Below are 24,062 nucleotides of genomic sequence, written 5' to 3'. Positions count from 1 at the left end.
GTGCATCAGCGTACGGGCGGGCGCCCGCAGCGGAAGACTATTTGCAGAACTGATCGACGACGGCTGGTTAGGGTGGGGCGCATGTTTCGTATCGAGACAGAAGTCGACAAAGAACGACGCGCGTCGCTCGGCGAGCGGATGCGGGAGACCAACACGGCCCGTTCGCCGGTTCTGCGGGAGCTGCGGGGGTCCGCCTACGACGAGGAATTCCCGCTGCACGTATGGCTGATGGAGGAGTCGACGGGCGCGCTGGCCGGCGGTCTCGCGGCCCATGTGTGGGCACGCTGGCTCCATGTCGATCTGCTGTGGATCGATGAAACGCACCGTGGCACGGGCCTCGGCACACGCCTTCTCAACGAGGCGGAGGACCTGGCCCGCGCCAGGGGCTGCACGCACGCGCGCCTGGAGACCTGGGACTTCCAGGCGCCGGCGTTCTACCGGCGGCAGGGGTACGACCTGGCGGGCCATATCCCCGACTATCCGCCGGGCGTCACGGAGTACCTGTTCATCAAGCGCCTGACCTGAGCGCCTGAACCGAGCACCTGACCTGAGCACCTGACCAGAACCGGCGGCCCGCCCTCAGACCACCCGGTGCGCCCCCCGCGACGGGACCGCCGGGAAGACGCGGGGCGCCGTGTGGCCGCCCGCCGTGAACGCCTCCAGGACCGCCTTCGTCACCGTGTCCGCGTCCGCCGTCTCCACCAGCACGATCGCCGAGCCGCCGAAGCCGCCGCCCGTCATCCGCGCGCCCAGCGCGCCCGCCGCCATCGCCGACGACACCACGAGGTCCAGTTCGGGGCACGAGACCCGCAGGTCGTCGCGGAGCGAGCGGTGGCCGTCGGCCAGGACGGGGCCGACCGCGCGGACGTCGCCCGCGTCGAGCAGGCCGATGACCTTCTCCACGCGGTGGTTGTCGCTCACGACATGGCGGACATAGCGCCGTACGCTCTCCTCCTCGCCCGCCAGCCGGTCCAGCGCGACGGGCAGACGCGCGTACTCCACTTCACGCAGCGTGCGTACACCGAGCGCCCGCGCGCCGGTCTCGCAACCGGCGCGTCGCTCCGCGTACGCGCCGTCGCCCAGGGCGTGCTTCACCCGCGTGTCGACGACCAGCAGTTGGAGCCCGACGGCGGCCAGGTCGAAGGGGACCCGGCGCTGCGAGAGATCGCGGGTGTCGAGGTACAGCGCGTGGCCCTCGGTGCAGCAGGCGGAGGCCATCTGGTCCATGACGCCGCACGGGACGCCGACGAACGCGTTCTCGGCGCGCTGCGCGAGGACCGCCAACTCGGGCCCGGACAGGCCGAGTCCGTACAGGTCGTTCAGGGCGAGCGCGGTCACGACCTCCAGCGCCGCCGACGAGGAGAGCCCCGCGCCCGTCGGCACGGTCGACGTGAGGTGGATATCGGCGCCGGTGACGGTGTGCCCCGCCTCGCGCAGCGCCCAGACGACGCCCGCCGGATACGCGGCCCAGCCGGTGTCGGAGAGCGGCACCAGCGCGTCCACGGCCAGTTGGACCACTGCGCCGGGGGCGTCGGCGGAGTGCACGCGCAGGACGCCGTCCGTGCGCCGCGAGACCGCCGCGACGGCGGTGTGCGGCAGCGCGAGCGGCAGCACGAAACCGTCGTTGAAGTCGGTGTACTCGCCGATCAGGTTCACCCGGCCGGGAGCGGCCCACACGCCCTCGGGCGCCGAACCGTACAGCTCCTCGAACTGCGCGCGCACGCTCACCCGTTGGTCTCCTCTCGGCGTGCGAACGCCCACGCGTCCGCGACGATCCCCGCCAGGTCGGCGCGGCTCGGGGCCCAGCCCAGGCGCTCGCGCGCCGTGGCGGCGGAGGCGACCAGGACCGCCGGGTCGCCGGCGCGGCGCGGGGCCGCGACCTCCGGCACCGGGTGCCCGGTGACCGTACGGACGGTCTCGATGACCTCGCGGACGGAGAACCCGCTGCCGTTGCCGAGGTTGCAGACCAGGTGTTCCCCGGTGACCGCGGCGTCCAGCGCGAGCAGATGGGCGTCGGCGAGGTCGGCGACATGGATGTAGTCGCGGACGCAGGTGCCGTCCGGGGTCGGGTAGTCGTCGCCGTACACGGAGATCGACTCCCGGGCGCCGAGGGCGACTCGCAGGACGAGCGGGATCAGGTGCGACTCGGGGTCGTGGCGCTCGCCGTAACTCCCGTACGCGCCGGCGACGTTGAAGTACCGCAGCGAGACGGCGGCGAGAGCGTGCGCCCCGCACTCGCCGCCGATCATGTGGTCGACGGCGAGCTTGGTCGCGCCGTAGGGGCTGGTCGGCGCGGTCGGGTCGGTCTCGGTGATCGGGGTGGAGACGGGCTCGCCGTACGTCGCCGCCGTCGAGGAGAAGACGAGCTTGCGTACGCCCGCCTCGCGCATCGCCGCCAGCAGCGCCATGGATCCGCCGACGTTGTTGTCCCAGTACTTCTCGGGCCGGGCGACGGACTCGCCGACCTGTGAGGACGCGGCGAAGTGCAGGACCGCGTCGTAGGACGGGTCGAGCCACTTGGCCGCGTCGTGGACCCGGCCCTCGACGAATTCGGCGCCGGCCGGGACCGCCTCGCGGAAGCCGGTGGACAGGTCGTCCAGCACGGTCACCGTGTGCCCGGCCGCCAGCAGATGCGCCGCGACCACACTGCCGACGTACCCCGCGCCGCCCGTAACCAGATACTTGCCACTCACGCGCTCGCTACCTCTCGCAGTGTCTCGGCCGCGGTCTCCGGCGGCACGTCGTTGATGAAGACGTTCATTCCGGACTCGGATCCCGCGAGGAACTTCAGCTTGCCCGACGTCCGGCGGATGGTGAAAAGTTCCAGGTGGAGGGCGAAGTCGTCGCGCCCGGCGGCGCGGAACGGCGCCTGGTGCCAGGCGGAGATGTACGGCGTCGGCGGCTCGTCCGCGCCGAAGATCCGGTCGAAGCGGCGCAGCAGCTCCAGATAGACCGACGGGAATTCGGCGCGCGCCGCCTCGTCGAGACCGCGCAGGTCCGGCACCCGGCGCAGCGGGTAGAGGTGCACCTCGTACGGCCAGTGCGCGGCGTACGGCACGAAGGCCACCCAGTGCTCGCCCGCCAGGACCACCCGTCCGGCGCCGCGCTCGCGCTCCACGACGTCGTCGAAGAGGTTGCGGCCGGTGGCCGCGCGGTGCTCGGCGACGGAGCGGGACATCCGCTCGGTGCGGGGGGTGACGAAGGGGTACGCGTAGATCTGCCCGTGCGGGTGGCCGAGCGTCACACCGATCTCGGGCCCGCGGTTCTCGAAGCAGAACACCTGCTCCACCTGCGGGAGTTCGGCGAGTTCGGCGGTGCGGTCGGTCCATACGTCGAGGACGAGACCGGCCTGGTCCTCGGTGAGGCCGGCGAAGGACGTGTCGTGGTCGGAGGTGAAGCAGACGACTTCGCAGCGCCCAAAGTCCCCGGCGAGGGAGGGGAAGCGGTTCTCGAAGACGACCACGTCGTAGGCGCTGTCGGGGATCTCGCTGAGCTTGCCGGCGGCGGCGTCGGTGGGGCAGAGGGGGCATTCGCCGGCCGGCGGGTGGTAGGTGCGGCCCTGGCGGTGCGAGGCGACGGCGACCGAGTCACCGAGCAGCGGGTCGTGGCGGATCGCGGAGGTGGTGGCGATCGGTTCGAGGGGCCGCAGGTCCACGGCGTCGCGTACGGCGTCGTCGCGGGAGTCGTAGTAGATCAGCTCCCGGCCGTCGGCGAGCACCGTCACCGTCTTCTTCATCGTTCTCTCTTCCTCCGGCCGCACGCGAGCCCACACCTAAACAGAATCAAACATAACTAACCACGAGCCCACACGCACGTCAACGGTTACGGCACTCGATCGTAATCGAACAAAGAACACCATCAGAAATGTTCAGTTTCGGTCACCGCAGCCCGCTTGTTCGACATCCGGCTCACCATCGGCGGCCTGTTCACGCTGAACGGGGTGATCGTCACCGTCGCCGGTGTCTTCGTGTCCGACGCGGGCATGGAGAAGGCCGAGGGCGTCAACATCAACCTCTGGACGGGGCTGGCGATGCCGGCACTCGGCCTGTTCTTCCCGGGGTGGACGAAGCCGCGCCCGGTGCGGATACCGCCGCACGGGCTGCCGCGCTGTGTGTGCTGTGTGTGCTGTGTCCTCAAGCGCCGGACGGGCCCGAGAGCCCGTTCCCGGCGTCCGGCACCAGCGCCCGGTCCAGCAGCCCCGTCCGCGCGGCCAGCGCCGCCGCCTCCAGCCGGGAGCCGACCCCCAGCTTCATCAGGACCCGCTGCACATGCGTACGGGCGGTGCTCGGCGCGATGCCCATGCCGGCGGCGATCAGCCGGGTGTCCTCACCCTCGGCGACCCGCACCAGCACCTCGACCTCGCGCGGCGTGAGCATCCGCAGCAGCCGCTGTCCCTCGTCGTCCGGCTGCGCCGCCGGATTCAGCAGCTCGGTGAAGGCCCCCTGTAACAGCCCCGGCGCCACGGCCGCGTCGCCCGCCCGCGCCTTCACTATGGCCCGCTCCACACCCTCGATGCGCTCGTCGTGCCGGACGTAACCGCACGCCCCGGCGGCGAACGCGGCGGCGATACCGCGCGGGTTCGGCACCGGCCCCAGGACCACGACCGCCACCTGCGGGCGGTCGCGTCTGATCCGTACGATCGGGTCGAAGGCGCCGGGCGCGGCCGGTGCCGCCGTCCCCATGAGGCAGACCTCGGGCGCCCGGCTCACGACCAGTTCGGCGGCGCCGGCCGTGGGCGCCGCGGCGGCGAGCACCCGGTGCCCGCGCAGTTTCAAGGCCGAGGCGAGCGCCTCGGCGAGCAGTCGGTGGTCGTCAACCACCATGAGCCGTACGCCCATCGAGCAACCCCATCCCGCGGGCCCCCCGGCCCCCCTGACCCGGCAAGCTACACGCTCGGCCGAAGTCGCGCGCCCCCATACGGGTAAGAAGGCGCCCACTTGTCGAATTCGCCGCGTTTCAGCGGCGAAACGTGATCGCCGGACGGGCCGCCGCACCCGCGGCGGCCCGTCCGGCGATCCCGAACCGAACCGAACTGAACTGATCCTCAAGCTAGGGCGTGTTGCGAAAGTAGCGCCGTCCGCCCGAAGGGCGGGGCCGACGGCGTCTGGTGCGTGCGATCGCAAGGCGGAGGATCGTTCTCGTACTGGGCGTACTCGGATGCCTTCGAAAGACGCTGTCAACGCGGCGAGTGTGCGTGCCAGGCGTCGTCGGCCAGGCGGGACTTTCGAAACACGCCCTAGTTCGTGGTGAACGCCACCACGAGGTACTCCTTGCGGTCCGTGTCGTAGTCGGTCGGCTCGCTGATCAGCGTCTCCGATGTGTACATCCGGCCGCCGCCGAAGCGGACCTCCGCGCCGTCCAGCGAGAAGCTGGTCTCGGCCTCGCGGACGGTCTTCTCGGCCGGGTTCTCCAGCAGGACCGTCTCCTTGAAGGTGGCGCCGTCGATGGAGACGATCTGTCCGCCCCCGTCGAACGGGGGCCACTTGTACGCGATGATGTTCGACCCGTCCATCCGCAGCGGGTACATCGTGTAGCGCCCGCCCGCGTCGGCCCGGTCGCTCAGGGCCTTGCCGGTCGCGAGGTCGAAGGAGACGATCTCGTTGGTCTGCCCGTACTCGTCGCCGGCGCCCTCGTGCTCCTCGGTCGGCACGTAGATCTTGTCGTTGCCGACGGCGAGCTTGGTGCACTGCTCCACCTCGGTGGAGGCGCAGTTGCCCGCGTACTTGTCCGCGTCCACCGGGATCTTGGCGCGCAGCTTGCCGGTCTTCTCGTCGATGGAGAAGAAGTCCGAGATACCGCTGCCGTCCCCGGCGGTGTCGCCGACGTCGGCCGCGACGACGAGCGGCTTGGTGGAGACGACCGACACGTACTCGACGCCCGCGGGCATCTTGAACGAGGAGATCGGCGCCCCGTCGGACGGCTTCAGGTTCTGGATCGTCACCGTCGGGTCGTCGTACGAGCCGCACTTGCGGGCCGCGACGAGCCCGGCGCCGCCGCCGTAACCCATGTCGTAGCAGCCCTCGGCGTTGACCTCGGGCTTCCACAGGTTGTCGCCGGTGGCCAGGTCGAAGGCCGCGCCGCCGTCGGTGCCGCCGGCCGCGATGGTCTTCCCGCTGAGGGTGACCTCCCTGAAGGCGGCCTTGTTGTCACCGGCGTTGCCGCCCGTGACCGACTTGGTCCACATCAGGGAGCCCTTGTCGAGGTCGATCGCGCCGACCTCGGTGCAGGAGACGTACTTGTCCTTGGAGGTCGGCTTGCTCGCGCCGAAGACGACGGCCGTCTTGTTGTCCTCGGTGGCGTGCCGGGACGCCGCGCAGACCTGGCCGGGCAGCGGGATGGTCCAGAGCTGCTTGCCGGTGTCCGCCTCGTAGCCGACGATCTGGTTCAGGCCGGTCTTGACGTACGCCTTGTCGGTGAGCCACGAGCCGGACACGTCGGTGATGTCGCCGACCTTGGGCTGCGGCAGCTGGAAGGCGACCTTCGACTTGGTGTCCGCCGGGGGCTTCTCCGTGCCGCCGCCGAGGGCCTTCCCGTCCTCGCCGCCCTTGCCGCCCTGGTCGTCCTTGGAGTCGGACGTCGTGGCCCGGTCGTCCTTGTCGTCGCTGGAGGCGAAGAAGACGCCACCGCCGACGATCAGGACGACGGCGACCACCGCGGCGATGATGATCTGCGCCTGCGTGCTGACCTTCTTCTTACCGCCGGGACCGCCGGGACCGCCGATGCCGGGCTGGGTGTACGGCTGGCCCGGCTGCTGCGGGTACCCGTACTGCGGCTGGCCGGGCTGAACGGGCTGGCCGATGGGCCGCGTCGGGGGCTGCTGCGGGTACTGCCCCTGCTGCGGGTGCCCGTACTGCGGCTGGCCGGCGGGCTGCGTCGGCGGCTGCTGTGGGTACTGCCCCTGCTGCGGGTAGCCGTACTGCGGCTGGCCGGGCTGGCCGGGCGGCGTCTGCGGGTAGCCGTAACCGGGCTGCTCGGGCGGCGGCGCCGGGGCGCCGAACCCGCCCGGGGGCGGCTCGGTCGGGGCGCCGAAGCCGCCGGCCGGCGGCTCCTGCGGCTTGCCGAACCCGCCCTGCGGGGGCTCGTTGGGCGGCTGCGGTGGCTGGGTCATGGCGTGCTTACCTCAAGGTGATGAGTGTGCGTACGGAGCGGGAGAGCGAGAGACATGGGGCGCGTCACTTGCCGAAGGCCATCATGGTCTTCGTCTCCATCTCGGCCTTGTCGTCACTGGCGCTGACCCGGTCGCTGGTCACGAAGAACCGTCCGCCCACGTAGTCCAGTTGGGTGGAGTAGAAGGAGCTCTCGATCTCGGAGGTGGACTGCGGGTTCTTCAGCAGCACCTTGGGGGCGCCGCCGGTGGGCGCCAGGGTCGCGACGGCGCCGCCCTTGTCGTACGACGGGTCGAAGTACAGGAGCACGTTCGCGCCCTCCATCCGCAGCGGCGTCATGACGCGCTCGGCCGGGGCCTTGGCGCGCCACTTGGCCTTGCCGGTGTCGAGGCTGAACGCGATGACCTCGTTGGTGCCGGTCGAACCGGTCTCGCTGGGCTGCGTCGCCATGTAGAAGGTGTTGGCGTCGGCCGCGACGCCGATACAGCCGTCCAGGTTCTCACCGAAGACGATGAAGCTTCCGCTGCATTTGGGCTGGAACTTGTCCTTGCCGCCGTCGATCTGGGAGCGCACCGTGCCGTTGTCGTTGAGCGCGACGATGGCCCAGGACTTCTTGTCCGGCTCGGTCAGCGACAGGACGATCGGATCGCTCGAATAGACCTTGTCCAGCTGCCAGTTGACCTTGAGCTTGTACGTCCACTTGGCCTTGCCGGTGGTCGGGTCCAGCTCCTGGACCTGGTTCTGCTGCTTGTCGATGTCACCGCCGAGGCACGACTCGGCCGCGATCATCCGGGGGCCGCTGGAGATCGCGCCGGGCTGGCAGTTGCCCGCCACCTTGTCGAAGAGCGCCTTGCCGTCGCTCATCCGGTAGGCGTTGACGTGACCGGTGCGGGCCGCGGTGACGGTGTCGCCGTTGATGGCGAGGGTGATGTCGCTGAGGAAGTCGAAGTTGCCCTGCTGCTTGACCTCCTGCTTCCAGCCGCCCTTGCCGGTCTTGAGGTCGATCTGCTGGAGGACGGTGCACTCGGACTTCTCCGTGACACCGTCCTTGATCCCGATGACGATCTTGCCGTCGGCCGTGGGCATACGCGGCGCGGCACACGCCTCGGCGGGCAGCGTGAGGCTCCACTTCTCCTCACCGTCCGCGGCGTTGTAACCGACGACCTTCTTGTACATGGCCTTGACGACGATGTCGCCGGCGAACCACGGGCCGTACACGTCGGCGCCGTTCTTCGGCAGGTCGACGTCGTTCTTCTGGAGCCACAGGACCTTCGACTCGCCGTCCTTGCGACCGGCGTTGAGGTCGTCCTGCGCGTCGCGCCCGCCGCCGGTGCCGTCGCCGTCGTCGGGCTCCTGCGAGTCCTTGGGCTTGGCGTCGTCGCCCTTGTCCTTGCTGACGTTCTTCTTGCCGCCGCCTTCGTCACCGCTGAGGGCGAACCAGGTGCCGCCGCCGATGACGAGCAGACCCGCGACGGCCGCGGCGATGACGGCGCCGGGCTTGCGCTTGAAGAAGCTGCCGCCGCCGTTGCCGCCGTTGCCGCCGGGGGGCGGGGTGGGCGCGCCGGGGAACTGCTGGGGCGGGTAGCCGCCGCCCCCGCCGTACGGGTTGGGCTGGGAGCCGTAGGGCCCCGGCTGGTTGTAGGGGCCGGGCTGCTGCCCGTACGGACCGGGCTGGCTGTACGGGCCGGGCTGGCCCGGCTGCTGGCCGTACGGTCCCGGCTGCTGAACCGGCTGGCCCGGCTGGCCCGGCGGCTGCGCGGGGGCGGGCGGTGTCTGCGGGTAGCCGTACTGGGGCTGCCCCTGCGGGTACCCGTATCCCGGCTCCTGGCCCGGCTGCTGTCCCGGCGGCGGCGGTGGCTGGCTGGGTGGCTGGGTCATCAGCGCTTCCCCCTTGTCGTACGGTCCTTCGTCCGGTCGGTCTCCCCCGCTGTTCCGGCGACGGAAAAACCGGCTGGCAGTTGAAATGCCGGCCGGTGGCACCGGAACGGAGCGATTCGGGCTTGGGAATCCGCAGTGTCACGTCAGTCGAGCGGGCCTTCTTTGTATCACTCGCACCCTTGTACGGGACGGGCCGGTCCTCCCCTGTTCCCAAGGGAGGACCGGCCCGTGATGCTGTTGTTACGCGGTCTGTACGGGAGCGCTACACGTCCTCGGCCAGCTCCATCCAGCGCATCTCCAACTCGTCCCGCTGCGCGACGAGTTCACGGAGCTCGCTGTCGAGTTTCGCCACTTTGTCGAATTCTGTGGCGCTTTCGGCGATCTGTCCGTGAAGTGCGGTCTCGCGCGTGGACATCTTGTCGAGCTGCCGCTCGATGCGCTGGAGTTCCTTCTTCGCGGCGCGGTTGTCCTTCGCGGACGCGGCGGGTGCGGCCGGTGCCGACGTACCGGACGACGTGCCGGACGGCTTACCGCCCGAGCGCGCCGGGGCGGACGCCGGCGCCGACTCGACGACCTTGCGCCGCCGCTCCAGGTACTCGTCGATACCGCGCGGCAGATGGCGCAGGCTCGCGTCGCCGAGGAGCGCGTACACCTTGTCCGTCGTCCGCTCGACGAAGAACCGGTCGTGGCTGATGACGACCATCGAACCGGGCCAGCCGTCGAGGAGGTCTTCGAGCTGGGTGAGCGTCTCGATGTCGAGGTCGTTCGTCGGCTCGTCCAGGAACAGCACGTTGGGCTCGTCCATCAGCAGCCGCAGGATCTGGAGCCTGCGCCGCTCACCACCGGAGAGGTCACCGACGGGCGTCCACTGCTTGTCCTTGGCGAAGCCGAACTGCTCGCAGAGCTGCCCGGCGGTCATCTCCCGCCCCGTACCGAGGTCGACCCGGTCGCGCACCTGCTGCACGGCTTCCAGCACCCGCAGCGTGGGCTTGAGTTCGCTGACCTCCTGCGACAGGTACGCCAGCTTGACGGTCCGGCCGACGATCACCTTCCCGGCCTCGGGCTGGACTTCGCCCTGCGTACGGGCCGCGTCCGCGAGCGCGCGCAGCAGGGAGGTCTTGCCCGCGCCGTTGACACCGACGAGACCGATCCGGTCGCCGGGGCCGAGCTGCCAGGTCAGATGCTTGAGCAGCACCTTCGGCCCGGCCTGGACGGTCACGTCCTCCAGGTCGAAGACCGTCTTGCCGAGGCGCGCGTTGGCGAACTTCATCAGCGACGAGTTGTCGCGCGGCGGCGGCACGTCCGCGATCAGTTCGTTGGCGGCCTCGATGCGGTAGCGCGGCTTGGAGGTACGGGCCGGCGGGCCGCGCCGCAGCCACGCCAGCTCCTTGCGCACCAGGTTCTGCCGCTTGGACTCCTCGGTGGCGGCGATGCGCTCGCGCTCGGCGCGGGCGAAGACGTAGTCGGAGTAGCCGCCCTCGTACTCGTGCACCGCGCCGCGCTGCACATCCCACATCCGCGTACAGACCTGGTCCAGGAACCACCGGTCGTGGGTCACGACGACGAGCGCGGAACGCCGCTCGCGCAGATGTCTGGCGAGCCAGGAGATGCCCTCGACGTCGAGGTGGTTGGTGGGCTCGTCGAGGACGATCACGTCCTGCTCGGCGATGAGCAGCTTCGCGAGCGCGATCCGGCGCCGCTCGCCACCGGACAGCGGCCCGATGACGGTGTCCAGCCCCTGCGGGAACCCGGCCATGTCGAGCCCGCCGAACAGCCCGGTGAGCACATCGCGGATCTTGGCGTTGCCGGCCCACTCGTGATCGGCGAGATCCCCGATGACCTCGTGCCGGACGGTGGCCTCGGGATCGAGCGAATCATGCTGCGTGAGCACCCCGAGCCGCAGCCCGCCACTGTGCGTGACGCGCCCGGTGTCGGCCTCCTCCAGCTTGGCGAGCATCCGGATGAGGGTGGTCTTGCCGTCCCCGTTGCGCCCGACGACCCCGATCCGGTCTCCCTCGGAGACGCCGAGAGAGACACCGTCGAGCAGCGCACGGGTGCCGTACACCTTGGTGACTGCCTCGACATTGACCAGATTGACGGCCATTTCACTCCTGCTACGGGACGGATGGATCGACTGCCCAGGGTAGTCGGCGCCGGGGGTGGCGTGTCGGGGCGGTCCGGGTGGTGGTCGGCGGCGGGCCGGGGCGCCGGGGCTGCCGGGCATACGGCACGGCGTGACATGGCGTGGCATGGCACGCGGACGGTCCGGGCGTCAGGCGCCGACCGCTTCCCGCGTCCCGCTTCCCGCGTCCCGAGATATTCCTTCGTGCGCCGCAGCGCGTCGGCGATCAGGCCGTTCGCCAGAAGCAGCAACCACCCCCCACTGACACTCCGCCAGTTCGCCCGGCGGGTCCACGCGCAGGCAGCCGGACGGTATTGGTCTAGGCCAAACCGTCCTGTCTCTGTATCCTCACCCGTGGCCAGCGACACACAAGTCCCCCACCCAGGTTGCGTGTTGGCGCCGGGCAACACCCGTACGACTGCCCGAGCAGCCGGGTCCCCCATTCGCCGCCTCTAGGAGTCACGGTGAAATTTCGCACCAGAAGCTCGGCGATCATCGGCACCATCTCCCTCGCCGCCTCCCTCGTCGCCTCCCTCGTACTGACCACGGCGTACGCGGACGAGCCCCGCGGCCCGCGCCCGGCGGCCGCGGTGGCGCTCACCCAAGTGGCCACCGCCCAGAACCCCATCGCCGGCACCGCCGGCCCCCGTGGCACGGTCTGGATCGCCGAACGCGCGGGCACCGTACGGGTCCTGACCGATCAAGGGCTCAGCAAACCCGTGCTCGATATCTCCGCCGAGACCACCACCGACGGTGAACGCGGCCTGCTGGGCGTCGCGTTCGACAAGAAGTTCGCACACCTCTACCTCTCGTACACGGATCTCCAAGGCACCAGCACCATCGACGAGATCGCCCTGCGGCACGGCAGGCTCCAGCCGCACACCCGGCGCACGGTCCTGACCCAGACGCAGCCGTACAACAACCACAACGGCGGCGACATCAAGATCGGCCCCGATGGCTACCTCTACATCGCGTTCGGCGACGGCGGCGCGGGCGGCGACCCGCACGGCAACGGGCAGAACCTCGACACCCTGCTCGGCAAGATCCTGCGCATCGACCCCACCGGCGGCAAGCACACCGGCAAGCCCTACACGATCCCGAAGGGCAACCCGTTCGTGAACGACCCCAACGCCAAGGACGAGATCTGGGCGTACGGGCTGCGCAACCCCTGGCGGTTCTCCTTCGACTCGGGCACCGGCGACATGCTGATCGGTGACGTCGGCCAGAGCGACTGGGAGGAGATCGACTGGGCCTCCGGCAAGAGCGGGGGCGGCGAGAACTACGGCTGGTCCTCGATGGAGGGAACCCACCCCTTCCGGGGCGGCACGGAACCCGCGAACCACACCCGGCCGGTCCACGAGTACGACCGCACCGGCCTCGGCTGCTCCGTCACCGGCGGCTACGTCTACCGCGGCGACGCCATCCCGGCCCTCAAGGGCCAGTACCTGTACAGCGACTACTGCGACGGCACCGTACGCACCCTGAAGATGAAGAACGGCAAAGTGACCGGCCAGAGCGACCTCGGCGTCACCAACGGCGAAGTCATCTCCTTCGTCCAGGACGGCGACGGCGAACTGTACGTACTCGCCATCGGCGGCGCCATCTCCCGCATCGACCCGGCGTAACTCCTGCCGGACACGGGTCGGGTGACCCGGTGCCGCAGCCTCGGCACCGGGCCGCCCGCCCCACTCTCCCGCTTGTCAGTTCGAACGGCGCTCGGAAGTGATGGCGCGATCCGAAAGACCGCGACAATGGATCCCATGAACGCACTCCCCACGCTGTCCACCACTGAACTCACCACCGACCGGCTCCGGCTGCGCAAGGCGCACGACGCCGATGTCGACGGCCTCATCGAGCTCCAGACCGACCCACAGGTCCGTGCCCACCTCGGCGGCCCGCGGCCTCGTGAAGTCGTCCAGCAGTACTTCGACGCGTACGGCATCAGCGCCATCGCGGGCGCGCCCGGCACGTACGTCATCGCCGACAAGGAAACCGACCAGCTCCTCGGGACCCTCGTACTCGACCGCCGCTCCGCCGACGTCCCCGGCCACGTCACCGAGGAAGGCGGGGAACTGGAGCTGACCTACCTGCTCCGGCACGGAAGCTGGGGTGCGGGGCTGGCGTTCGAGGCCGCCACGGCCGTGCTGCGCGCCGCCGCCGGCGAACTGCCCGATCAGCCGGTCCTGGCGGTGACCCAGACGGCCAACGAGCGTTCCCTCAAGCTCGCCACCCGTCTCGGCTTCCGGCCCGTGGACACTTTCGAGGCCTTCGACGCGGAGCAGACCCTCGCGGCGGCCGACCTGCACTCGTTCAAGGCCGGGCCCCCCGCTCTCTGACCCACGCCGGCCCGCGGCTTCGCCATGCCCGGATACGGAAATCCGCTACTGGTACGAGCACGTCACGTACCGTTCGCTCACCGCCCCCGGGCAACGCCACCGCGCCCGCACCCCCGCCGAGGCGATCCGCCAGACCCGGCTGTTGGACACGCTCCCACCCCAAGAGCGCCAACGCGCCCTCAGCCGGGCCGCACCGGGGCGAACCCCGCGGGTTCTCGCCCAGCCACCGCAGCACCAGCACCTGGCTGAAGCGCGCCAACTCCCCCCTCGTCACAGAATGCGAGCCACCGTCATGACCAGCACCATCAACTGGCAGAAGTCGTCCTACTCGGGCTCCGACGCCGAGATCAAGTGCGTCGAACTGGCCCACGTCGACGGCCAGATCCTCCTCCGCGAGAGCGACGCCCCGGACACGATCGTCACCACCGACCGCGACAAGCTGCGCGCCTTCCTCCTCGGCGTGAAGGCCGGCGAGTTCGACCACCTGGTCTGACCACACCCGCCACTCGCACGGCAGCGGCCTGCGCACCACACCCCGGCGGAGACCGCCCCGGCCGAGCCGGTCCAAGTCTCCGCCGGGGCCTGCCGGCCCACGCCGCTCCACCGCGGCGCACGGGTGGAGTGGACCGTGCACCCGTACGACGTGATTCGTACGCCCACGAGGCGCCAACTCCCCCTTCTTACCGGCTTGTCCGCCGCGCTGAACGCAACCGGCGCTACACAACCCGCGCGCAGTAGGCCAGCCTCGGCGTCACCAACGGCGAAGTCATCGCCTCCGTCCAGGACGGCGACGGCGAGCTGCGCGTACTCGCCATCGGCGCCGTCTCCCGCACCGACCCGGCGTAACTCCTGCCGGACACGGGTCGGGTGACCCGGTGCCGCAGCCTCGGCACCGGACCCGAACTGCTCTCCGGCCCCATCCCGGGAGCCGGGACCTCTCCCGTACCAGCACCATGGCGAGTGCGGCGAGGCCGGCGGCGGCAAGGAGAAAATCCCACGCGAAGTCGCCGGTGGCGGGGCGGTTCGTCACGCGGCGACGCCCGCACCGCCGGGACCGGGGGCGCCCCCGCGGGCAAGGGTGAACCAGACGGCCTTGTAGTCGGGTTCCCGTCCCCCGTAGATGGTGAGCCCCCAGGCCCGGGCAAGACTCTCGACGAGCCGGAGCCCCTGCCCGTCCTCTGGTGCGGCACTTTGTCCAACATTTCGTACGGCTCCGAGGCTCACCCCGCCCGGTACGGGCAGTGCCCAGGGGTTGCTGTCGCAGACGTACACGGTGGCCTGCTTCCGATTGACGACGGCCTCGACCCGGATGAGCCGGGTGCGGGTGTGCCGATGGGCGTTGGTGACCAGCTCGGTGACGCAGAGGCGGGCGTCGTCCACGAGGGGGGTGTAGCCGCTGACGTGGAGGAGCGTGCTGATGAAGTCCCGGGCGAGGCGGGGGGCGTGGGCGGTGTTGGGGACGGTGAGTCGGTAGGTCTCACCGCCGTGTGGGGGCGTGGGGGCGGTGGGGGTGGCGAGGGTGGGGGGTGTCATGGGGGGCATGTCGTGTCTCCCTACGCGGGGCTGGGTTGCGCGCAGCGCCATGCGTGGCAACGGCCGCTGAAGCGGCTGCACTTCGGGTCGGCAGACACGGTGCGGCGCGATCCAGAATTTAGGGCACAACCGTGGGACGGTGCAACAGTGTGACGGCAGTCGCACTCGTATGGGTGGACCGGTGACACAGTGGGACGGCACACTCATACGCACCAGAAGAGGGAGGGGTCCATGCCGCCGAGGGCCTGTCCGACAGCCCGACAGAAGCGTGTCGGGACCGAACTGCGGAAGCTGCGCGAACGGGCAGGAATGTCCGGAAGCCAGCTCGCGGCGTTCCTGGGCGGGGAACGAGCCCAAGTCAGCCACCTGGAGTCCGGCAGGTACGGGGTCAGCGCGGAACGCGTGCGGCGCATCGCCGCACATTGTTCGGCGACAGACAGACACCTTGTTGACACCCTGGCAAACATGGCCGAAGAACGCGGAAAGGGGTGGTGGGAAGAGTATCGAGGAGTCCTTCCGCCCGGATTCCTGGACCTGGCAGAACTGGAACACCACGCGACCTATCTGCGCGCCATTCAGATGCTGAATGTTCCGGGGCTTTTCCAGACTGCCGCATACGCACGCGAACTGATCACGAGCGGCGTGACGAACCTGCCAACAGCCGACATCAACGCACGCGTTGAGCACCGCGTCCGGCGCCGTGAAATCTTTGACCGCCCGAACCCGCCGAAGTTCGAGGCGATCATTCACGAGGCGGCGTTGCGCATGAGGTACAGCCCGGTGGACGTCATGCGAGCGCAGCTCACCTTCCTGCACGAAGCGTCACACTGGCCGAGCGTGACGATCCGTATCATCCCGTTCGACACACAGATCACCGGATCCGTTCACTCCATGCTCTACGCAGGCTCCGCGATCCCGCAATTGGACACCGTCCAGATTGACAGCGCGTTTGACGGCGGCCACCTGGACGCCGAGGCTCAACTCGCCCGCTATCGGGCGCTACTCGACTCACTCGTGACCATTTCACTTGACGCCGACGAGTCGAGCAAATTCATCCAACACATCGCACAGGGAATGTGAGTCAGTGGCATGACCGACCACATCAATTGGCAGAAGTCTTCATTCTCGGGAGCCGACGACAGCCCGAACTGCGTCGAACTGGCCGCCGCCGACGGGCAGATCATGATGCGTGAGAGCGACGCACCGGACACGGTTTTCACCACAAGTCGCGAGAAGCTGCGCGCCTTCCTCCTAGAAGTCAAGGCCGGCGAGTTCGACCACCTGATCTAGCCAACACGCACCGCGAGCGCCCCCCACCTACGCAGGTGGGGGGCGCTCCCCGTATCGGGGCGCACCTTTGGGACGTCCCACCATTGCGACACTCCTACCTGTCACGCTAACGTCACCATGCGTCGCAACCCGGTCTGGCCACCTCGGCAGGTCAGGCCCCGTGGCGACATACCTCCCCCTGCCCTTGGCCCGGTCGGGGAGAGGCCCGAAGGGTTGTCCCCGCCGTCCGCCCGTCATGCCGGCGGCAGGCGGGGACAACTCCGCACCTCACGCCTCGGCGGAAGGCCCATCCATGCACCAGCCCGCAGCCTCGCCATGCCCGGATACCGAAATCCGCTACTGGTACGAGCACGTCACATACCGTTCGCTCACCGCCGCGGGCTCGGACGTCGAGAGGATCGAACGCCGCTCCACCCGTACCCCCGCCGAGGCCATCCGACAGATCCGGTCGTCCGTCCGCACCCTCATGTGCACGCTCCCACCCAAGGAGCGTCAACGCGCCCTCAGTTGGGCCGAGGGCGGCGGCTGCGTCGGAGCCGTCGCCGCCCTGCACCGGGGCGAACCCTGCGGGTTCTCGCTCAGCCACCACCGCACCTGGCTGGAGTGGACGGTCCGCCCGTACCACGCGTTCCACACCCCTGACGCGCGCCAACTCCCCCTGGTACCGCGCTGAACGCAACCAGCGCTTCACATCACTGACAGAATGCGAGCCGCCCTCATGACCAGCACCATCAACTGGCAGAAGTCGTCCTACTCGGGCTCCGACGCCGAGATCAAGTGCGTCGAACTGGCCCACGTCGACGGCCAGATCCTCCTCCGCGAGAGCGACGCACCCGACACGATCGTCACCACCGACCGCGACAAACTGCGCGCCTTCCTCCTCGGCGTGAAGGCCGGCGAGTTCGACCACCTGATCTGACCACACCCGCCACTCACACGGCAGTGACCTGCACACCACACCCCCGCGGAGACCGCCCCGGCCAAGCCGGAACAAGCCCCCGCCGGGGCCTGGCAGCGCAGACGGTGCGCGCGCCCGCACTCCAACCGCGGCCTCGATGCGGTTGGGCCAGGGCGACCAGCAGGTGCCACGCCCCGCCCTGACGGTCGCAGGTCGCGCGGCGCCGTCGGCGGGGGCGCACGATAGGGATCCTTGTGGACGATCGGGTAGTACTCGTCTCGTCAGAGATCCACTCGACGCCCGGCAGCCGATGGGTCATCGACCGAGCCGTAGCGCAAGACGGCGTGCGCCGGGCGGAACGGCAGGTCGTGCAGGATGGGCGCCATCGCAGCGAAGAGTGCGTCGGCGTCCGGCCCGTAAGCGTAGAGGACCACCTCGCCGCCTCCGTACTCGTTTCCGTCGAACGCGCCGACGTCGGCATGCGCGATCGCCTCGGTCAGCAGGGACTGGGCCTGGCGGACGACCTCCCGTTGGCTCTGCCCGCCGAGGCCACCATCGGCCAGGCGGTAGCGAGCGATGACGGCATGCTCAACGTCGGTCTCTGCTTGGTCTGCGTCGGCCATGCGGGAAACGATCTCATCCCGGACCGACATCATCGCTGGTCCAGGACGCGGTCCTGGGTGATCGCGGGCTTGGGTGATCGCGGACTTGGCGAACCTGTACGCGCTCAGGTGGAAGCCGCAGGCGGCGCGTAGTGCTCCAAGTAGTCCCGCAGCCGCGGTTCGAGCTGTGGCGATCCACCGCCGTTGGTCGCATGCCAGAGACGGTTCTCAATCCAGAACCGATAGGCGAACTCCTCGAACGACGGAGCACACCACAGGAGCGCGGCCCTCTGTTTCTCCGCATCGTCAAGATCGGCCCCTGACTCTTCCCCCTCACGCCGTGCCTCGTACTCGTACTCGTAGTCGATCTCGGAGTGCACCACGAACGCCTCGCTCGACGGGCGCAGGTAGAGGTACCAGGTGACGCAGTCCTGCTGATCCTGGAGGAACCGCACGAGGTAGGCGCCGGGCTCGACCGGGCTGGGCAGCGGATCCGAGATGTTCGTCCAACAACCAGTTGCCGAGACCTTGTCCAGCGAGCCGTGCAGATTCGCGCCGGTCTGGAACGTGACGAAATCCGGCGGCAACGTGAGGCCCCTGGCGGACAGCTCCTTGGCAAGGCCATCGAGCCTCGTGACCTGATGCGGGATGGGTTCGCCGAGGTCCCCGAGCCATCGAAAGGCGCCCGTGAACCGGTCGGAGTCAAGCGGCGGCAGGCTCTCGTAGGAGTAGTACTCGTAGGTGAAACGGCAAGCACGGTAGTCGCCGAGGCCGGTGGCGCACCAAGCCGTGTCGAAGCGGACCGGAGGCGCGACGGACGCCGATTGCTCACTCATCGGAAACCCCACTTGATCACTGCGAGCGGAATTGTCGGCATCAGCATCGCATCGGCGACTGACAACTCGTGCCACGGAGCGGGCCTGGCCGCACCCTCAAAGCTCCGTCGAGAGGCGAGCGTTGCCCCACGCGGCGTCGGCTTCGGGGCGTACGACGAGATGCGCCACTCGCAGTTGATCGAGGTCACTCACCTCCGCGAGAAGCGGTGGGCGGTCGATCCGGCGAAGCGGTCCGGCAGGTGTGAAGCCCTGGCGCTCGTAGTAGGTCACCAGGCCGTCGAAGCGGCAGCCAGCCGCCAACTCCCCCTTCTTGTCGGCTTGTCCGCCGTGCTGAACGCAACCGGCGCTACACAACATTCTCCAGAGTGCGAGCCGAGCGGACTGTGTCCCGGCCGGACCGCGGACCGCGGACTCCGGGCGCTGGGCACCGGGCGCCGCGCGCCGCCGGGCAGGACGTAGCACCGACGAAGGCGATCACCCGGCTGGATACGCTGGCCTGTCATGGTCAGCTGAGAGGTGTGCCGCGATGAGCCAGTACTTTGATCTGGGCGAAGAGACACTGTGGAACCCGTCCAATGGGGCGTCTCAACTGTTCCAGCGCCAAGTGGCCGTCTTCGAGGCAGAGGTGGAACTCGCTTCGGGCATCGGGCCGATGGAGAACGACGAGTGCCAGATCGACCCGGCCGCCTTCGAGACCTTCGTGAACGCTCTGCTGGCGCGGCACCGGCGAACGCACCACGCCATATCGCTCGCGCTCTCCGGAGACTTCACCGCCACCGTGCTCGTGCTTGCCGGGCGCGCCGGGATCAGGGTCGATTGGGCGCGGCTCGGGGCCATCCCGGAGGACCCGCTCGACGGCGCGCGGGTTTCCTCCGTCGCGGGGATGTCCGCTCCGGCCGACGCCGGGGCCTGGGGTGCGGGACTGCGGGAGAGGGCACTGGAGTTGGGGCGGCGCATGCCCCGGTGACCGGAGTGAGCGCGTACGGCGTGCGGGATCGAGCGGAGCGCCCTGGAGGCCGTCGACGGCTGAGCGGAAACTACACTCTCCGGATGCTCATGAGCACGAGGATTCCCGGTGATTTCCTGATCAGCGACTTCTCCGTCGTCCACCACGAGGGAAGTTCCCTGATCGTCTGCCTGGACAAGTGGGGCGGGGTGTGGACGTGGTCTGCGTCGACCGGGGAATGGCTGGCGCGGCCCCTTTCGTACGCGCACGCGGCGGATCCGGTCATGGCGGAGTACCCGGATGCCGAGAACAGCATCGACATGGTCGCCGCGCTCTCCGTCGACGGCAAGCTCCTGTTGGCGGCCGGCGGAGACGAACAGGAACCGGCACTCTGGGATCTCGGCACCGGTGAACTCCTTTGGCGGACACCGCTCAACGGTGCCTACCTCGCCGATGTGATCGCGCTCGACGGCACCTTCGTCACCGCGCAGCAGTACTCGGAGGAGGTGCGGCTCTGGTCACCGGACGGCACGGACACGGTACTGGGCGAAATGGGCCAATCGTCCTGCCTCGGCGAAGCGCGGGTCGGTGGCCGCTCACTGATCCTGGCCGGCGGGTCGGAAACCGAGGTGTGGGACGCCGCGACCCTCGCCAGGATCGCCTCCTTCACTCCGTACGACGGGCGGGTGTGGGCCGTGGCGGCCTGCGCGCTCGCGGAGCGTACGGCGATTCTCGCGCTCACCGAAGAGGGCGATCTGTGCGCCTGGGACCTTGATTCCGAAGCGGACGAGCCGCTGTACGAACTGGCCGTCGGCACAGAGGCGTCGGACACATTGGCTGTCACGACGGTCGGCGGAATGCCGCTGGTGCTCACCGCGCACCCGGGCTCGCTGCGGATGTGGTCCGCCGTCGACGGGACGGAGGCCGGACACGTCGACACGCGCGAGCACGGTGTCACGGCGATGGAGACGACGGCCGTCGACGGCCGTCAGGCACTCGTCACCTCGGGGAGCGACGGCGTACTGCGGATCTGGGACGAGTCCGACCTGGTCCGATAGTCCGCAGTTCCGCAAGTTCCGCCGTCCCCCGCAGTCCAGCCGCAGGCCGCAAGCCGCAGGTGGTGATCTTCACTGTCCAAGTGGCTGCTCGGGTGGCTGCTCGCCCCCGGCAGCGGCGGCGCGGAGCAGGATCCGGGCCAGTTCGTGCGGCTGCGAGAACATCGGCCAGTGGCCCGTGTCCATCTCCACCAGCCGCCAGTGCTCGCTCTTCAGCAGCTCGGCCACGTCGGGGCTCGGCTCCGGCCAGTCCAGCAGGCATTTGACGTACGTCGCCGGAAGGTCGTCAAGTGGGCCGTCCAGCCTGGCCGGTTCGGTCAGGGTCGCGCCCGGGTGCGGTGTCGTGCCGGACACGATGCGGGCGATCTGCTCGTCCGTGAGGCCCTGGCCGTCGTACTGATCCGCGGCCACGACCGGCCAGAAGCCGCCGTTCTCGGCGATCGACGCCTCCACCTCCGCCCGGCCCTCGGGCCAGGCGGAGAGGAACGACCCGCCGTCCACCGGCACGTTCGAGTCGACGAACACCACGCGGGTCAGCCGGTCACCGATGCGCTCGGCGGCCTGGCCGACCGGGATGCCCGAGTAGCTGTGGCCGACCAGGACGACATCGCGCAGGTCGAGGCGCTCGACGGCGTCGACGATGTCGCGCACGTGCGTCTGCTGCCCGATGGGCGCGTCCAGCCGCTCATGCCGTCTGTCGGCGAGCCCCGACAGCGTCAGCGCGTGGGTGTGGTGCCCGGCCGCCCGCAGGTCGGGCACCACCTCGTCCCACGCCCACGAGCCCAACCGCGCACCGGCCACCAGTACGAATCGCGTCATGCCGAGAACGTAGCGCAGGGGTCTGACAGGAGGTGGCCGCGTGGAAGACGCCGCGACCGGCAGCGCCCTGGCCTGCGACCACGGCTTCGTCCACACCTCGGGCGCCGCCGGGTCCCCGGCGCATCCGAGGGGCGGAGATCTCCGCCGTTCACAAGCTCAGCCTCTTCACCCGCGCCACGTCCCTCTCCACGCACCGCCCGGACCTGGACACGGCGATCGGCGGGGCGGGGCGTGCGGTGGTGGAGGGGCTACGGGGGTGCCGCGGGTCCGGCGCGGGGCCGGGATAGCCTTCGCGCCACAAGCAAGTCTCTTTAGAAGAAAGGGGTGTTGGGATGGGGAAGCGAAGACGGCACACAGCGGTGCTGTGCGCGATCGTGGTCCTGGGAGTGGGCGTGACCGGGCTGGCCGGGTGCGGTGGCGCAGGGGCGGAGGATGACAAGTCCCCGGCGGGGGCGGGCGGGAGTGATGCCGAGCGGATGTCTTCGGCGCTGAAGACCCTGAAGGGGTACGACACGGTCCAGATGAACGGTCGCTACCTGTCGATGGCCAACATCGACTTCCAGGCGGACCGGGAGGGCAACTGCGTCGGCACCCTCGATTTCGCGGATAACGGCGCCATCGAGTTCATCCACGTGGGCGGCGAGCGGGTGTGGCATCGCTACGACGACGCCCTTCTGGCCAATTGGCGCGGGATCGCCGGGCAGGTCGGCCCGGACGCGGTCGCCCTCCACGACAAGGCCGCGAAGAAGGCTCGCGGAAAGTACATCGAGTCATCAGCGGCAGAGGTGGCGGAGAATCCGCAACGGAAGCTGTGTGATCCGGACAGCGCATTCGCCGAAGTGCCCGATTCGGTGGACAAGGTCAAGCCGCGCAACCCCGAGACGAGGGCCGGCAAGCGGGTGGTGGGGCTGGTGCAGCAGCCGGAGGGCGATGAGGTGACCGTCTATGTGCCGGTGGAGGGAGATCCCGTCCCGCTGCGCGTCGAGTTCGAGATCGACGACGAGCCCTTCGAACTCGACATCTCGGGCTTCGGCAAGCCCGTGCGGGCCACGCCTCCTCCGGCCGCTGAGACCCTGACATCCGCCGAGGTGGCCGGCCTGGACCCGGAGATCCCCGAGCACATGCAGAGTCATTAGCAGTACGAGTAGGAGCGCCGTTGACCGTCGAACCGCACGTCGATCCCACCCCCGCCGGGCGCCCCGCGCTCGTCCTGCGCCCCTGGGACATCGGCGACATCCAGCCGCTCGTCGACATCTACCGCGACCCGGCCGTCCGGAAGGGAACTCTGCTGCCCATCACGGGAGTTGAGGACGCCGCGCGGTGGCTGGAGATTCAGTGGGACGGGTGGCGGAGCGGGGAACGGTTCAGTTTCGCCGTACTGGAAGAGGACCGGCTCGTGGCCAACGTCGCCGTCAAACGGGGTACGGGGCAAGGCGATTGTCCCGAGGTCGGGTACTGGACCTCCGCCGAGGCGCGCGGGCGGGGGATCGCGCCGCGCGCCCTTCAGGCCCTGACGGGTTGGGCGTTCGGCACCCTCGACGGGGTCACGCGGCTCGACCTGCTCCACCAGATCGACAACGTCGCCTCCTGCCGCGTCGCGGAGAAGACCGGTTACGCGTAAGGGCTGTCCCGCCGGACCTTGCCCGCCCGGCCGCCGTTCCCCCTGGACGGGCACCAGCACGTACGCGAGGCTCCCCGGTAGTCACGGCCGGTCAGGACACCACCCGAGCACCCGCCGCCGGTGCCGAAGTCACCCTTGCCGTAAGGCAGTTGCCCGATGCCAGCAGCGCCTCGGCCACCGTCGCCGCCGACTCCTCGTCCTTCGTCAGGAACGCGGTCGTCGGGCCCGAGCCCGAGACCAGGGCCGCCAGCGCGCCCGCCGACGTGCCCGTGGCGAGCGTCGTCGCGAGGGACGGGCGCAGCGAAAGGGCGGCGGGCTGGAGGTCGTTGGTGAGGGTGGCCGCCAACGCCGTCGCGTCGCCCGTGCGCAGGGCCGCGAGCAGGGCGGGATCGGCGGCGGGCTCGGCGACGGGATCGGCGGGGGCCGGGGTGTCGGCCGCCGACGTGAGGCGGTCGAACTCCGCGTACACCGCCGGGGTCGACAGCCCCCCGTCGGCGACCGCGAACACCCAGTGGAACGTGCCGCCGACGGCCAGCGGCGTCAGCCGCTCCCCGCGCCCGACGCCGAGCGCCGCGCCGCCCAGCAGGCTGAACGGTACATCGCTGCCCAACTCGGCGCAGATGGCGAGCAGTTCGGCCTCTGACGAGCCCAGCGACCAGAGCGCGTCGCAGGCCAGCAGCGCGCCCGCGCCGTCCGCGCTGCCGCCGGCCATGCCGCCCGCGACGGGGATGTCCTTGTCGATGTGGATATGGACGCGCGGTTCGATCCCGTGGCGCTCCGCGAGCGCGATCGCCGCCCGTGCCGCGAGGTTCGTCGTGTCCAGCGGGACCTGGTGCGCGTCCGGTCCCGCGCAGGTGACGCGCAGTTCATCGGCCGGGGTCACGGTGATCTCGTCGTAAAGGCCCACCGCCAGAAAGACGTTGGCGAGGTCGTGGAACCCGTCGGGGCGCGCCGCGCCCACCGCCAGCTGGACGTTGACCTTGGCCGGGACCCGTACGGTCACCGCACCCTGGATACGTG

General features: G+C 69.8%; 25 protein-coding genes and 2 pseudogenes. 14 read left to right on the top strand and 13 right to left on the bottom strand.

What is annotated here, in order from left to right:
• The first annotated feature begins 81 nt into the window (after positions 1–81).
• Positions 82–525 carry a GNAT family N-acetyltransferase gene (locus OG700_RS24455; RefSeq protein ID WP_405617010.1) on the top strand — a complete coding sequence of 148 codons (444 nt, stop codon included), beginning with the start codon at positions 82–84 and terminating at the stop codon, positions 523–525.
• A gap of 54 nt (positions 526–579) precedes the next feature.
• Here the strand turns inward: OG700_RS24455 and galK are convergent, their stop codons facing one another.
• Genes galK through galT form a run of 3 tightly spaced genes read right to left on the bottom strand, consistent with a single transcriptional unit; the run spans position 580 to position 3,736 of the window.
• Positions 580–1,728 carry a galactokinase gene (gene galK, locus OG700_RS24450; RefSeq protein ID WP_405617008.1) on the bottom strand — a complete coding sequence of 383 codons (1,149 nt, stop codon included), beginning with the start codon at positions 1,726–1,728 and terminating at the stop codon, positions 580–582.
• Entirely contained in the window at positions 1,725–2,693 is a 969-nt protein-coding gene (gene galE / locus OG700_RS24445) for a UDP-glucose 4-epimerase GalE (RefSeq protein WP_405617006.1), read from the bottom strand. Before galE ends, galK begins: the two co-directional genes overlap by 4 nt.
• Positions 2,690–3,736, bottom strand: a complete 1,047-nt coding sequence (gene galT, locus OG700_RS24440) for a galactose-1-phosphate uridylyltransferase (RefSeq protein ID WP_405617004.1) — start codon at positions 3,734–3,736, stop codon at positions 2,690–2,692. Before galT ends, galE begins: the two co-directional genes overlap by 4 nt.
• Positions 3,737–3,892: 156 nt before the next feature.
• Here galT and OG700_RS24435 point away from each other — a divergent pair.
• Positions 3,893–4,090, top strand: a pseudogene (locus tag OG700_RS24435) (hypothetical protein); the annotation flags it as partial.
• A gap of 43 nt (positions 4,091–4,133) precedes the next feature.
• On the opposite strand, the gene OG700_RS24430 reads toward OG700_RS24435, so the two are convergent.
• From OG700_RS24430 to OG700_RS24415, 4 genes are all read right to left on the bottom strand, one after another.
• Complete coding sequence (locus OG700_RS24430) at positions 4,134–4,838, bottom strand: LuxR C-terminal-related transcriptional regulator (RefSeq protein WP_405617002.1); 705 nt, start codon at positions 4,836–4,838, stop codon at positions 4,134–4,136.
• Positions 4,839–5,236: 398 nt separating this feature from the next.
• Positions 5,237–7,108, bottom strand: a complete 1,872-nt coding sequence (locus tag OG700_RS24425; protein ID WP_405617000.1) for a PQQ-binding-like beta-propeller repeat protein — start codon at positions 7,106–7,108, stop codon at positions 5,237–5,239.
• A gap of 64 nt (positions 7,109–7,172) precedes the next feature.
• The gene (locus tag OG700_RS24420) at positions 7,173–8,984 is read right to left on the bottom strand and encodes a PQQ-binding-like beta-propeller repeat protein (protein ID WP_405616998.1); all 1,812 of its coding nucleotides are present in this window, start codon (positions 8,982–8,984) and stop codon (positions 7,173–7,175) included.
• Positions 8,985–9,246: 262 nt separating this feature from the next.
• Positions 9,247–11,088 (bottom strand): ABC-F family ATP-binding cassette domain-containing protein, encoded by a 1,842-nt coding sequence (locus tag OG700_RS24415; protein ID WP_405616996.1) that lies wholly within the window; start codon positions 11,086–11,088, stop codon positions 9,247–9,249.
• Between the two features lie 482 nt (positions 11,089–11,570).
• Between OG700_RS24415 and OG700_RS24410 the strand changes: the two genes are divergently transcribed.
• From OG700_RS24410 to OG700_RS24400, 3 genes are all read left to right on the top strand, one after another.
• Positions 11,571–12,731, top strand: coding sequence for a PQQ-dependent sugar dehydrogenase (locus tag OG700_RS24410; RefSeq protein WP_405616994.1), 1,161 nt, complete (start codon positions 11,571–11,573; stop codon positions 12,729–12,731).
• Positions 12,732–12,866: 135 nt separating this feature from the next.
• Positions 12,867–13,442, top strand: a complete 576-nt coding sequence (locus tag OG700_RS24405) for a GNAT family N-acetyltransferase (protein WP_405616992.1) — start codon at positions 12,867–12,869, stop codon at positions 13,440–13,442.
• Positions 13,443–13,734: 292 nt separating this feature from the next.
• Entirely contained in the window at positions 13,735–13,935 is a 201-nt protein-coding gene (locus tag OG700_RS24400) for a DUF397 domain-containing protein (protein ID WP_405616990.1), read from the top strand.
• Positions 13,936–14,468: 533 nt separating this feature from the next.
• Here OG700_RS24400 and OG700_RS24395 read toward each other — a convergent pair.
• Positions 14,469–14,984 carry an ATP-binding protein gene (locus tag OG700_RS24395; RefSeq protein ID WP_405616988.1) on the bottom strand — a complete coding sequence of 172 codons (516 nt, stop codon included), beginning with the start codon at positions 14,982–14,984 and terminating at the stop codon, positions 14,469–14,471.
• A 222-nt stretch (positions 14,985–15,206) separates the two neighbouring features.
• Here OG700_RS24395 and OG700_RS24390 point away from each other — a divergent pair.
• The 5 genes and pseudogenes from OG700_RS24390 to OG700_RS24370 form a co-directional block, all read left to right on the top strand.
• Positions 15,207–15,419, top strand: a pseudogene (locus OG700_RS24390) (helix-turn-helix domain-containing protein); the annotation flags it as partial.
• A gap of 21 nt (positions 15,420–15,440) precedes the next feature.
• Positions 15,441–16,055, top strand: coding sequence for a DUF5753 domain-containing protein (locus OG700_RS24385; protein ID WP_405621931.1), 615 nt, complete (start codon positions 15,441–15,443; stop codon positions 16,053–16,055).
• A 9-nt stretch (positions 16,056–16,064) separates the two neighbouring features.
• Positions 16,065–16,265 (top strand): DUF397 domain-containing protein, encoded by a 201-nt coding sequence (locus tag OG700_RS24380; RefSeq protein WP_405616985.1) that lies wholly within the window; start codon positions 16,065–16,067, stop codon positions 16,263–16,265.
• 292 nt (positions 16,266–16,557) lie between these two features.
• Entirely contained in the window at positions 16,558–16,938 is a 381-nt protein-coding gene (locus OG700_RS24375; protein ID WP_405616983.1) for a hypothetical protein, read from the top strand.
• Positions 16,939–16,983: 45 nt separating this feature from the next.
• Positions 16,984–17,184, top strand: coding sequence for a DUF397 domain-containing protein (locus tag OG700_RS24370; RefSeq protein ID WP_405616981.1), 201 nt, complete (start codon positions 16,984–16,986; stop codon positions 17,182–17,184).
• A gap of 260 nt (positions 17,185–17,444) precedes the next feature.
• Here OG700_RS24370 and OG700_RS24365 read toward each other — a convergent pair whose 3' ends face one another.
• The 3 genes from OG700_RS24365 to OG700_RS24355 all read right to left on the bottom strand — a co-directional run bounded on the left by OG700_RS24365 (position 17,445) and on the right by OG700_RS24355 (position 18,901).
• Entirely contained in the window at positions 17,445–17,786 is a 342-nt protein-coding gene (locus OG700_RS24365; RefSeq protein ID WP_405616979.1) for a hypothetical protein, read from the bottom strand.
• Positions 17,787–17,890: 104 nt separating this feature from the next.
• Positions 17,891–18,676: a hypothetical protein gene (locus tag OG700_RS24360; RefSeq protein ID WP_405616977.1), complete on the bottom strand. Its 786-nt coding sequence runs from the start codon at positions 18,674–18,676 to the stop codon at positions 17,891–17,893.
• 21 nt (positions 18,677–18,697) lie between these two features.
• Positions 18,698–18,901: a hypothetical protein gene (locus tag OG700_RS24355; protein ID WP_405616975.1), complete on the bottom strand. Its 204-nt coding sequence runs from the start codon at positions 18,899–18,901 to the stop codon at positions 18,698–18,700.
• A 226-nt stretch (positions 18,902–19,127) separates the two neighbouring features.
• Between OG700_RS24355 and OG700_RS24350 the strand changes: the two genes are divergently transcribed.
• Both OG700_RS24350 and OG700_RS24345 read left to right on the top strand, forming a co-directional pair.
• Complete coding sequence (locus OG700_RS24350; protein WP_405616973.1) at positions 19,128–19,568, top strand: DUF6086 family protein; 441 nt, start codon at positions 19,128–19,130, stop codon at positions 19,566–19,568.
• 83 nt (positions 19,569–19,651) lie between these two features.
• Positions 19,652–20,605, top strand: coding sequence for a WD40 repeat domain-containing protein (locus OG700_RS24345; RefSeq protein WP_405616971.1), 954 nt, complete (start codon positions 19,652–19,654; stop codon positions 20,603–20,605).
• A 69-nt stretch (positions 20,606–20,674) separates the two neighbouring features.
• Here OG700_RS24345 and OG700_RS24340 read toward each other — a convergent pair whose 3' ends face one another.
• Entirely contained in the window at positions 20,675–21,421 is a 747-nt protein-coding gene (locus OG700_RS24340; protein WP_405616969.1) for an alpha/beta fold hydrolase, read from the bottom strand.
• Positions 21,422–21,813: 392 nt separating this feature from the next.
• On the opposite strand from OG700_RS24340, the gene OG700_RS24335 reads away from it, so the two are divergent.
• Entirely contained in the window at positions 21,814–22,557 is a 744-nt protein-coding gene (locus OG700_RS24335; RefSeq protein WP_405616967.1) for a hypothetical protein, read from the top strand.
• Positions 22,558–22,577: 20 nt separating this feature from the next.
• Entirely contained in the window at positions 22,578–23,042 is a 465-nt protein-coding gene (locus tag OG700_RS24330; RefSeq protein ID WP_405616965.1) for a GNAT family N-acetyltransferase, read from the top strand.
• Between the two features lie 91 nt (positions 23,043–23,133).
• On the opposite strand, the gene OG700_RS24325 is transcribed toward OG700_RS24330, so the two are convergent.
• Entirely contained in the window at positions 23,134–24,057 is a 924-nt protein-coding gene (locus tag OG700_RS24325) for a 4-(cytidine 5'-diphospho)-2-C-methyl-D-erythritol kinase (RefSeq protein ID WP_405621929.1), read from the bottom strand.
• Between the last annotated feature and the right edge of the window lie 5 nt (positions 24,058–24,062).

Origin of the sequence: Streptomyces sp. NBC_01508, from assembly GCF_045040315.1 — a bacterium.
Classification (GTDB): Bacteria; Actinomycetota; Actinomycetes; order Streptomycetales; family Streptomycetaceae; genus Streptomyces.
The sequence above is the reverse complement of the archived record's forward strand: the minus strand, read 5'-3'. Positions and strand labels throughout refer to the sequence as shown.